The sequence below is a fragment of the Nocardioides sp. genome, from assembly GCF_025965415.1.
GTDB lineage: Bacteria > Actinomycetota > Actinomycetes > Propionibacteriales > Nocardioidaceae > Nocardioides.
The window spans coordinates 1-9951 of record NZ_JAOPWY010000141.1 but is presented as its reverse complement, the minus strand read 5'-3'; the positions used below and the strand labels follow the sequence as shown (position 1 = coordinate 9951).

Annotated in this window: 9 protein-coding genes and 2 pseudogenes; 1 reads left to right on the top strand and 10 read right to left on the bottom strand. The window is 70.8% G+C overall.

Annotated features, from left to right (window positions below):
• From JWN97_RS14645 to JWN97_RS14600, 10 genes and pseudogenes are all read right to left on the bottom strand, one after another.
• Positions 1–299, bottom strand: a pseudogene (locus tag JWN97_RS14645) (ComF family protein); the annotation flags it as partial.
• Positions 300–359: 60 nt separating this feature from the next.
• The gene (locus JWN97_RS14640) at positions 360–2093 is read right to left on the bottom strand and encodes an LpqB family beta-propeller domain-containing protein (protein ID WP_297624001.1); all 1734 of its coding nucleotides are present in this window, start codon (positions 2091–2093) and stop codon (positions 360–362) included.
• On the bottom strand, positions 2090–3691 hold the full coding sequence (mtrB, locus tag JWN97_RS14635; RefSeq protein WP_297623998.1) for an MtrAB system histidine kinase MtrB: 1602 nt from the start codon (positions 3689–3691) through the stop codon (positions 2090–2092). Before mtrB ends, JWN97_RS14640 begins: the two co-directional genes overlap by 4 nt.
• Complete coding sequence (gene mtrA / locus JWN97_RS14630; protein ID WP_297623996.1) at positions 3692–4402, bottom strand: MtrAB system response regulator MtrA; 711 nt, start codon at positions 4400–4402, stop codon at positions 3692–3694. It lies immediately after the preceding gene.
• A 49-nt stretch (positions 4403–4451) separates the two neighbouring features.
• A complete protein-coding gene (gene ahcY / locus JWN97_RS14625) occupies positions 4452–5894 on the bottom strand; it encodes an adenosylhomocysteinase (RefSeq protein WP_297623993.1) in 1443 nt (480 codons plus the stop codon).
• A 94-nt stretch (positions 5895–5988) separates the two neighbouring features.
• Positions 5989–7095 (bottom strand): DUF808 domain-containing protein, encoded by a 1107-nt coding sequence (locus JWN97_RS14620; RefSeq protein ID WP_297623990.1) that lies wholly within the window; start codon positions 7093–7095, stop codon positions 5989–5991.
• Between the two features lie 50 nt (positions 7096–7145).
• The gene (locus tag JWN97_RS14615) at positions 7146–7739 is read right to left on the bottom strand and encodes a GNAT family N-acetyltransferase (RefSeq protein WP_297623989.1); all 594 of its coding nucleotides are present in this window, start codon (positions 7737–7739) and stop codon (positions 7146–7148) included.
• A gap of 9 nt (positions 7740–7748) precedes the next feature.
• A complete protein-coding gene (locus JWN97_RS14610; protein ID WP_297623986.1) occupies positions 7749–8024 on the bottom strand; it encodes a GNAT family N-acetyltransferase in 276 nt (91 codons plus the stop codon).
• A complete protein-coding gene (locus tag JWN97_RS14605; RefSeq protein ID WP_297623983.1) occupies positions 8021–8251 on the bottom strand; it encodes a hypothetical protein in 231 nt (76 codons plus the stop codon). Before JWN97_RS14605 ends, JWN97_RS14610 begins: the two co-directional genes overlap by 4 nt.
• Before the next feature lie 32 nt (positions 8252–8283).
• Positions 8284–9026 (bottom strand): annotated as a pseudogene (locus JWN97_RS14600) (IS481 family transposase).
• A 216-nt stretch (positions 9027–9242) separates the two neighbouring features.
• On the opposite strand from JWN97_RS14600, the gene JWN97_RS14595 reads away from it, so the two are divergent.
• Positions 9243–9951: DUF222 domain-containing protein (locus JWN97_RS14595; RefSeq protein ID WP_297623980.1), on the top strand; the 709-nt coding region annotated here is incomplete at its 3' end.

Genomic DNA, 9951 nt, shown 5'->3' with positions numbered 1-9951 from the left:
GGGTCGAGGTCGGCGGTCGCCGCGCGCACCGACACGGCCAGGAGCTCGCCGAGGACGCGGCGGTGCCCCCACTGGCCGCGGTCCTTGTGCCCCACGACGAGGGCCCGGACCGCACCGTCGTAGGCCTCGGTCGCCCACGGCGGCACCAGGCCGGCAGGGACCGGCGTGGGCCAGGCGACCCGGGCCCGGACCGACAGCGACCCGCGGCACGCCGGGCACAGCATCCGGCCGGGTCGGTCGCACCCCACGCACCGGCTGCCGAGGAACAGGTCGAGCGCCTCGTCGAGCACGGGGCCCATGCCAGCAGCCCGGACCGTACGACGGCAAGGGGGCGGCGTACGGCCTGTGGACAGGGCCCGTCAGCCGGTGTAGGTCACCGAGGTGAGGCCCGGCGGGAGCGTCGGCACCGTGCGCTCGGGGCGGGTCAGGCTGCGCACGGTGCGGCCCGCGAGGGCGAAGGCCTCGCTGTCCACCGGCGCGGAGACCAGCATCCGGATGCGGCCGCGCAGGCTGGTGGTGCCGCCGGTGGTGATGAGGCCGGGGGCACCGTCGACCGAGAGGGTGCGCACCTGGGAGAAGTCGTCGTTGATGTCGCTGAGCACCGAGACCGTGGTCGGCGAGCGCCAGGCGATGTCGCGGATCCGCGGACTTCCGTCCGCCGGCAACGGGAGCGTCCGGAGGGTGGTGAAGCCGATGGTGCCGCCCTCGGAGTCGTGGCGGATGCGAGCGGAGACCACACGGTCGGCCTTCCGTCCGCGGACGACGGCGACCAGCCGGGTGCCGTCGCGCGAGATCAGCAGCTTGGTGACCGTGCGACCGCTGAGGCCGGGCACCACGGCGACGGCGGTGCTGTCCTCGACTGCGAGGATGATGCGGGCCCGGCCGCCGTTGCGGTCGAGCGCCCAGATGCGGTCGCGGTAGTCCCAGACGGGGTCGGCGAGGTCGACGGCGCCCGAGATCAGCGTGGAGACCTGGCCGCCGGGGGCCTCGGCGGGCGCGACGACCATGCGGGTGCCGTCGGCGGAGATCGCCGCGACGCGCGAGCCCGCGACGTCGACGCCGATGGAGCGGACGTCGTAGCCGCCCTCGCCCAGGGGGCCGAGGGTGGACTCGAAGTCGCCGATCGAGCCTCGGACCACCCGCCCGTCCTCCAGGGCGAACAGGTCGGTGCTCGCCAGGTCGCTGGGGTCGTAGCCCCGGCCCACGTCGAGCCCGACCTGCGGCGAGCCCCCCGGGATGCCGAAGGCGCGGCCGCCGACGGTGAGCTGGACCGCGTTGATGCGCGGCTCCTGGCGCAGCGTCCACACGAGCTGCGCCAGCATCCGCTGGGCCGTCTCGTCGTCGATGGCATCCGGGTCGCCCGAGAGGGCGACCTTGGCGATGCCGGACTCGATCGGCACCGACAGGCCCTGGGTGGTGCCCGCCGGGAAGTAGCTCATGGCGACGTCCGGCGACTCGCCGAGCGGCTGCGTCAGCAGGCCGCGCACCAGGGAGGAGGCGAACTGCTCGCCGCGCGGGACGAAGACGGGCTCGGGGACGAGCACCTCGGACGTCGGGTCGAAGAAGTAGAGCGAGACGCGCTGGTACCAGTCGTCGAACCACGAGTCCGGGACGATGAGCGCGTCCGGCACCTCGTCGATGCGCCACTCCCCGTCCTCCTCGACCAGCCGGAGCCGCAGCCCCCGCACGGCCTGCGTGCGCTGCCAGGAGCCGTGGGCGTCGTAGAGGTTGACGTCCTTCATCGGGATCCGCACCGATGTGTCGCCCTCGGGCGTGTCGAGCTCGGCGTAGGTGATGATCTGCTGCTCGGGGATCCAGGCCTCCGCGGCCTCGCGGGAGAGGAACTGGCGCGCGACGGTCGTGCGGATCGGCGTGGCCTTCATCGCCTCGAGGAAGCCCGCGACCACCTCGGCGGCCGACTCGCCCGCGCGCGGCGGCCGCGGGTCGAAGGAGATGCCGGGCACGTCGTCGACGTCGGCCGACACCTGCGGCACCTCGACGGGTCCGTCGGTCGGCATCTGCACGCACCCGGCCAGCAGCGTGCAGGCGGCCATGAGCTGGACGACCCACATGCGCTTGGGCTGGTGGATCATGCCGACTCCCGGGCGTCGTCGGGCACCAGGGGCAGCGGCGAGTGCCGCAGCTGGGTGCCGAGCTGGCGCGGCAGGGTGAGGCGGAACTGGGCGCCCTCGCCGGGGCGGCCCCACGCCTGGAGCCAGCCGCCGTGCAGGTGGGTGTCCTCCAGCGAGATCGACAGCCCCAGGCCGGTGCCGCCGCTGGTGCGGGCGCGGGCCGGGTCGGCGCGCCAGAAGCGGTTGAAGACCATCGCCGACTCCCCCGGGCCGAGGCCGACGCCGTGGTCGCGCACCGCGACGGCCGCCGACTGCCGGTCGGCACCGACGAAGATCTCGATGTCGCGCGACTCGGCGTGGTCGATCGCGTTGGTGACGAGGTTGCGCACGATCCGCTCCACGCGGCGTACGTCCGCCTCGGCGATGCACCGCGCGCCGGGCTCGTGCACGACCACCCGCGTGTCGCGCTGGGCGGCCAGCGCCGAGGTCATGTCGACCACCCGGCGCACGACGTCGACGAGGTCCACGTCGTCGGCCTCCAGCACGGCGGCACCGGCGTCGAAGCGGCTGATCTCGAGCAGGTCGGCCAGCAGCGTCTCGAAGCGGTCCAGCTCCTTCTGGAGCAGCTCGGCCGCCCGACCCGTGACCGGGTCGAGGAAGGGCCGGGCGTCGTGGATGACGTCGCTGGCCATGCGCACCGTCGTGATGGGCGTGCGCAGCTCGTGGGAGACGTCGGAGACGAAGCGGCGCTGCAGGCGGCTGAGCTCCTCGAGCTGGCGGATCTGCTTCTGCAGGTTGGAGGCCATCTGGTTGAACGACGTGGCGAGGCGGGCCAGGTCGTCCTCGCCGCGGACGCGCATGCGCTCCTGCAGCTGGCCGGCGGCGAGCCGCTCGGCGACCCGTCGGGCCATCCGGATGGGGGTCACGACCTGTCGGGTGACGAGCCACGTCAGGCACGCGACGAGCAGCAGCAGCGGCACGCCGGCGACCAGCATGGCGCGGGAGACGAGGGCAAGCGTCTCCTGCTCCTCGGCGAGCGGGTAGAGGTAGTAGAGGGTGTAGGTGTTGTCGTCGGCGGGGAGGCGGACCTGGCTCCCGACCACGACGCCCGGGCCCGCGGGCAGGCCGGGCACCTCCTGGGTGGTGCGGATGTCCGTGTAGGTCCAGGCCGTCGGCGACACCGAGTCGAAGCGCGCCTCCAGCTTCTCCGGCACGCTGGAGAGGTCGAGGCCCTCGGTGAACTTCGCGCCACCGTCGGCCAGCCGGCTGCCCTCGCCGATCGGCGGGGACAGGATCACCGCGAAGCCGCGGGTCGAGCCGCGCGCGATGATGGGCTCGACGAGCGCCTGCTGCTGGGCCGACTCGTCGACCTCGAGGCCCGACGCCGCGGCCAGCGCCGTACGCGCGGTCGCGGTCTCCCCCTCGGCCTCCTGCACCACGGCGTCGACGCGGTTCTCGAGGAGGCCGTCGCGGGTCTGCTGGATCAGGAAGGCGCCGACGATGCCGACGACCACCGCCGAGAGCAGCAGGGTGCTCACCACGACCCGCGCCTGCACGGAGCGCCGCCAGAAGGCCGGCCCGTGTCGCAGGATCGGGGGCAGGCGGTCGAGCAGGCTCACCTAGGTCGTGCCCGGGGACGTGCCGGCCTTGTAGCCCACGCCGCGCACCGTCACCACGACCTCGGGGTTCTCCGGGTCGTGCTCGACCTTGGAACGTAGTCGCTGGACGTGGACGTTGACCAGCCGGGTGTCGGCGCTGTGGCGGTAGCCCCAGACCTGCTCCAGCAGGACCTCGCGGGTGAAGACCTGCCAGGGCTTGCGGGCCAGGCAGACGAGCAGGTCGAACTCGAGCGGCGTGAGGTTGATGGGCTGGCCGCCGCGGGTCACCGAGTGGCCTGCCACGTCGATGGTGATGTCGCCGATCGTGAGGCCCTCGTCGTTGGAGACGTCGTTGCGGCGCACCCGCGCCCGGACGCGGGCGACGAGCTCCTTGGGCTTGAAGGGCTTGACGATGTAGTCGTCGGCCCCGGACTCGAGGCCGACGACCACGTCGACGGTGTCACCCTTCGCGGTGAGCATCACGATCGGTACGCCGGACTCGGCGCGGATCTCCTTGCAGACGTCGATGCCGTCCTTGCCGGGCAGCATCAGGTCGAGGAGCACCAGGTCGGGCTTGTAGTCGCGGAACGCGTCGAGGGCCACGTCGCCGCGGCCCACGATGCGGCTGTCGAACCCCTCCTGGCGGAGGACGATGGAGAGCATCTCCGCCAAGGAGGCGTCGTCGTCGACGACGAGCACGCTTCCGCGCGCGGGCTCGACAGGATCAGTCATGGCGCCAGTCTAGGGACAGCCCCCGCGCCGGCACCGCGACTCCAGCGGCTCAGTAGCGGTAGTGGTCGGACTTGTAGGGGCCGGCCACGTCAACACCGAGGTACTCGGCCTGCTCCTTGGTGAGCTCCGTCAGCTCGACACCGAGGGCGTCGAGGTGCAGGCGGGCCACCTCCTCGTCGAGGTGCTTGGGCAGGACGTGCACGCCGAGCTCGTACTGGTCGGCCTTGGTGAAGAGCTCGATCTGCGCCAGCACCTGGTTGGTGAAGGAGTTGGACATCACGAACGACGGGTGACCCGTCGCGTTGCCGAGGTTGAGCAGGCGCCCCTCGGACAGCACGATGATCTTCTTGCCGTCCTCGAAGATCCACTGGTGAACCTGCGGCTTGATCTCGTCCTTGACGATGCCCGGGATCTTGGCCAGGCCCGCCATGTTGATCTCGTTGTCGAAGTGACCGATGTTGCCGACGATCGCCTGGTGCTTCATCTTGTGGAAGTGCTCGACCGTGATGATGTCGAAGTTGCCGGTCGTGGTGATGAAGATGTCGGCCGTCTCGACGACGGAGTCGAGGCGCTTGACCTCGTAGCCGTCCATGGCTGCCTGCAGGGCGCAGATCGGGTCGATCTCGGTGACGATGACGCGGGCACCCTGGCCGCGCAGCGACTCCGCGGACCCCTTGCCGACGTCGCCGTAGCCGCAGACGACCGCGACCTTGCCGCCGATCATCACGTCGGTGGCCCGGTTGAGCCCGTCGATCAGCGAGTGGCGGCAGCCGTACTTGTTGTCGAACTTGGACTTGGTGACCGAGTCGTTGACGTTGATCGCCGGGAAGAGCAGCGTGCCCTCACGGAACCGGTCGTAGAGGCGCAGGACGCCGGTGGTGGTCTCCTCGGAGACGCCCTTGATGCCCTGGGAGATGGTGGTCCAATGCTGCGGCTTGGCGGCGACGGAGCGGGCCAGGACGCGCAGCACCTCCTTGAACTCCTCGTTGTCGGTGCTGTCCTGCGACGGCACGACACCGGTCTTCTCGAACTCGACGCCGAGGTGCAGCAGCATCGTGATGTCGCCGCCGTCGTCGAGCAGGACGTTGGGGCCGATCAGCTGGCCGTCGGCGTCGGTGAAGTCGAAGACCTTCTCGGCCTCGTCCCAGTACTCGGCCAGCGACTCGCCCTTCCAGGCGAAGACGGGGGTGCCGGCGGGGGCGTCGACGGTGCCGTCGCGACCGACCACGACCGCCGCGGCCGCGTGGTCCTGGGTCGAGAAGATGTTGCACGTCGCCCAGCGGACGTCGGCACCGAGGTGCACGAGGGTCTCGATGAGGACAGCGGTCTGGATCGTCATGTGCAGCGAGCCGGCGACGCGGGCGCCCTTGAGGGGCTGGTCCTTGCCGTAGCGCTCGCGCATGGCCATCAGGCCGGGCATCTCGTGCTCGGCGAGCTCGATCTCCTTGCGGCCGAAGGCGGCCAGGGTGAGGTCAGCGACCTTGAAGTCCATCGTGTGTCTCCCGGAATCTGAGAGGTGCGTCTGCGCCGCACATCTGTGCATCGTCGGGATCTCCCGCGCGGACCCGAAAAGGGTAGGACCGGCCTCAGCGATTCGGAGAATCCTCAGCGGCCGCTCCGCCGTCGGTCCCCGCAGGGCTCTCGCCGGTGTTCTCGCCGGTCTTCTCGTCGTGCTCCGGTGCGTGCTCCGAGCCGTGGCCGCCGCCGATGCCGACCGCGTGCAGGACGGCCAGGACGAGGCCGCCCACGACGAGCCCGACGACCGCCGAGACGACCGTGTTGAGCAGCCAGCCGGCCAGGGCGCCGAGCGCTCCGCCTACGGCGTCGTGGACATCGACCTCCCAGTGGTGGAGGAGGTCGTACGGCGCGTGCAGGACGTCACCGAACGCGGTGCCCTCGAGCAGGCCGTCGTGGCCGCCGATCTCGTAGAGGCTGACCAGGAAGATGTGGCCGCCGACCCAGAGCATGGCGAGCGTGCCGATGAGGGAGATGGCCGCGAGCAGTCGCGGCATCGCGGAGACGAGCGCCAGTCCGATGCGCTGGGAGGACTCGGACGGCTTCTCCGCGAGGTGGAGGCCGACGTCGTCCATCTTCACGATGAGCGCCACGACGCCGTAGACGAGGACGGTGATGAGGACCGCCACCACGGCGAGCACGATCGCCCGCATCCAGATGCTGGCGTCGGGGTCGGAGCCCACGACCTCCTTGAGCGCGATCACCATGATCTCGGCGCTGAGGATGAAGTCGGTGCGGATCGCCTGCGCGATCGTCCGCTTCTCGTGCTCAGGGGTGAACTCCCCCGTCGGCGCGACCTCCTCCTCCGCCTCCGTCGCATGGCCGGTGACGCGCTCGTAGACCTTGTGGGCGCCCTCGTAGGCCAGGAACGCGCCACCGAAGATCAAGATCACCGGCAGCAGGCCCGGCAGGAACTGCCCGAGCAGCACGGCCGCGGGCAGGATGAAGAGCATCTTGTTGCGCAGCGAGCCGACGGCGATCTGCTTGATGATCGGGAGCTCGCGCGCGGCGGCGGACCCGTGGAGGTACTGCGGCGTCACGGCGGTGTCGTCCACGACCACCCCTGCCGCCTTGGCGCTGGCGCGCGCGGCCGCGGCACCCACGTCGTCCACGCTGGCCGCGGCGATGCGGGCGAGAGCGGCGACGTCGTCGAGGAGGGCGAACAGTCCGCCGGCCATGGGTGGTCCTTCGGTTCAGTGGGTCGGGTCCGGGCCAGCCTATCGACGTCTCAGGCGCCGACCTCGAGACGCATGACCCAGCGCCACTTGGCGATCTGCCGGTCGCGGACGAACCCGAGCTCCTCGTAGAGCGTCTCGGGTCCGGTGTGGAGGTAGGCCCCGCGCTGCGGCTTGCGGTCCTCGACCTGCTCTGGGTAGGCCTCGACCGCGCCGCCCCCGGCGCGCCGGATCTCCTCGAGCACCGCGGTGACCGCGGCCCTCGCGACGCCCCTCTCCCGGTGCTTGCTGCCCGTGAAGATGCACCCGATCCGCCAGTGCGGGAGCTCTCCGAGGTCCTTCTCGTAGACCTTGGCGTTCTTGATGTTCGGGAGCTCCGCGGGGCTGCCGAACTGGCACCACCCGACGCATCTCCCACCCTCGTCGTAGACCAGCACCTGGTGCACGGTGCCGGCGTCGGTGTGGGCCCGCTTGGTCACCCGACGGTCCTCCGGCGTCCCGACCAGGCCCTCCGGATGGAAGCCCATGCACCAGCACCCGCCCCACACGCCGTTGTTGGCCTCGACGAGGGCGGCGAAGTCGTCCCAGGTGTCGGGAGTGAGGAGCGCGGTGGAGTACGACGGTGCGTCGGGCGTCACGTCGGGCATGGCGTCAGGCTAGGCCGGGTTCCGGTCGATCTCCGGGGGGAGCGCGTACGTCAGCAGCTCGGCGTACGGCGGCATCGTGCCCCGCGTGTGCTCACCGGTGCACGCCCACCCCAGCTTCTCCCAGAACGCGCGCCCGCGAGCGTTGCCTGCATAGACACGGAGCCAGGGTCGAGCCACACCCGCGTGCCTCAGGCGTGCCACCAGCGCGTCGTGCGCGGCGACCGCGAGCCCGCTCCCCCATGCGTCCAGCGCGACGCCGAAGTGGAGCACCTCGTCGTCCCTCACCGCGGCGAAGCCGGCCACTTCGTCGTCCGCCGCGATGACGAGCAGTCGACGGCGGGATCGCGCAGCTCCGCCCGCCAGCGATCGGCGATCACCTCACGCGGGAAGGGATGGAGGTGCTGCGGGAACACGTCCGACAGTCCCGCGACCGCGGCCGGCTCCTGCACGCCCAGGACCGCAGCCACGTCGACCGGGCGCATCGCTCGGAGCACGCGGTCGTCCGCGACCATCTGCACAGGCTAGATGTACTCGGCAGGCAGGTTCATGACAGTCGACTGATCGGCGGGAGTCCTCCGATGGCTGAGTGGCGGCGTTGATTCTTGGAGAACTCGAGCCACGGGCCAAGGGCGGGCGGCACGCTGATTGTTGGTGGCGAAGACCTGCCGGTAGGCCCACTCGGCCTGGACGGTGCGGTTGAACCTCTCGACCTTGTTCTGCCAAGGGCAGTGCGGCTTGATGGTGATGTGCTCTGCGCCGATCGAGGCAACAGCGTCGGCGAAGTCGCCCGACCTGATGTAGTTCAAGGCGTTGTCGCTGATGACTTGGCGGATGGTGACCACGTGGCCGGCGAAGAACGCAGCGGCCCGGGTGAGAAAGGCGGCGCAGGTCGCTCCGGTCTCGTTGATGAGGATCTCGGCGTAGGCCAGCCGGGTGTGGTCGTCGACCGCAGCGTGGACGTACAGAAGCGGCACCCGGTGCCGGTGCAGAATCGCACCGACGGTCCGGGCGGGGATGCCGAGCTCAGGACCGAGCCAGTCCTGACCGCGGCGCTCGAGTCGACGCAGCTGCAGCACTCGCTGTTCGATGCTGTCAGGGACTCGACGCCGGCAACTAGTGTGGTCGCGAGGATCGGTCCTGCAACCCGGCGTCGCCTTCGGCCCGGAACCGGGCGCTCCAGCGATGGGCGCACTGGCGCGAGACGCCGAGCTCTTTGGCGACGTGAGCGACGGGTCTGCCGTCCTCGATCACCCGCTCAACGAGTAGACGGCGACCGCGCAGATTCAAACGGGCGTAGCGTGGGCCACGAGGACCTCCTGGTTGGTGAAGACGTCAGACATCTCCACAAAGCCGGGAGGTTCTCCTCGTTCACCAAGGCCCAGACCGTCACCAACGTCCTTGCCGAGTACATCTAGAGCGGCTCGAGCCCACCGGCGGATCTTGATGATTCCTGAGTGCTTGGTCCGTGGATCGTTGTCGGACCTCTTGTCTATAATCGAACACATGATCGAGACAGGCGAAGCAGGGCCGAAGGTGGGACCCGGGGTCGATGACGACCTCTGTCCCGCCGCCCTGCTCGCCCTCGCTCGTGACCGCAAGGCCGCCGAGGATCGTGCGGCCGCCGACCTGTTGGCGCTTGCTGCGCGGTGGGCCGACCTCCACCCGCCGGAGTCCATCCACTCCGCCGCGACCTTCACGTTCGGCGGTGGTCTCGGTCGCGAGCACGAGGAACCCATCGCCGGCATCGGCTGCCCCGCGGCGGCGGAGTTCTGCGTCGCCGAGATCGGGTCGGTCCTCGGCATCTCCACCGTCGCGGCGAAGCGACTGATCGGGCATGCCCTCGAGCTGCGCCACCGCCTCCCACGGCTGTGGGCGCAGGTCCACTCCGGTCGGGTGCCGGCCTGGCGGGCACGCACGGTCGCCGAGGCCACCATCCACGCCACCCCGGCGCTCACTGTCGAGGCTGCCGGGTGGGTCGATGCCCAGGTCGCCGCCGTGGCCGCGAAGATCGGACCCGCACAGCTCGACCGTCTCGTCGCCGAGACCCTCAGACGCTTCGACCTCGCCGCCCCGGATCCGGCCGCCGACCCCGAGGACGGCTACCTCGCCGTCGACCCGCGCCATGTCACGGTCAACAAGGACGACGTCCACTACGCCGGCACCCTGCACGTCGAGGCCGACCTCGACCTCGCCGACGCCCTCGACCTCGACC

Excerpts from the sequence above, each read along its gene's own strand:
- JWN97_RS14640 (WP_297624001.1), bottom strand. The coding sequence starts at position 2,093 with ATGATCCACCAGCCCAAGCGCATGTGGGTCGTCCAGCTCATGGCCGCC.
- mtrA (WP_297623996.1), bottom strand. The coding sequence starts at position 4,402 with ATGACTGATCCTGTCGAGCCCGCGCGCGGAAGCGTGCTCGTCGTCGAC.
- ahcY (WP_297623993.1), bottom strand. The coding sequence starts at position 5,894 with ATGGACTTCAAGGTCGCTGACCTCACCCTGGCCGCCTTCGGCCGCAAG.
- JWN97_RS14620 (WP_297623990.1), bottom strand. The coding sequence starts at position 7,095 with ATGGCCGGCGGACTGTTCGCCCTCCTCGACGACGTCGCCGCTCTCGCC.
- JWN97_RS14615 (WP_297623989.1), bottom strand. The coding sequence starts at position 7,739 with ATGCCCGACGTGACGCCCGACGCACCGTCGTACTCCACCGCGCTCCTC.
- JWN97_RS14605 (WP_297623983.1), bottom strand. The coding sequence starts at position 8,251 with ATGGTCGCGGACGACCGCGTGCTCCGAGCGATGCGCCCGGTCGACGTG.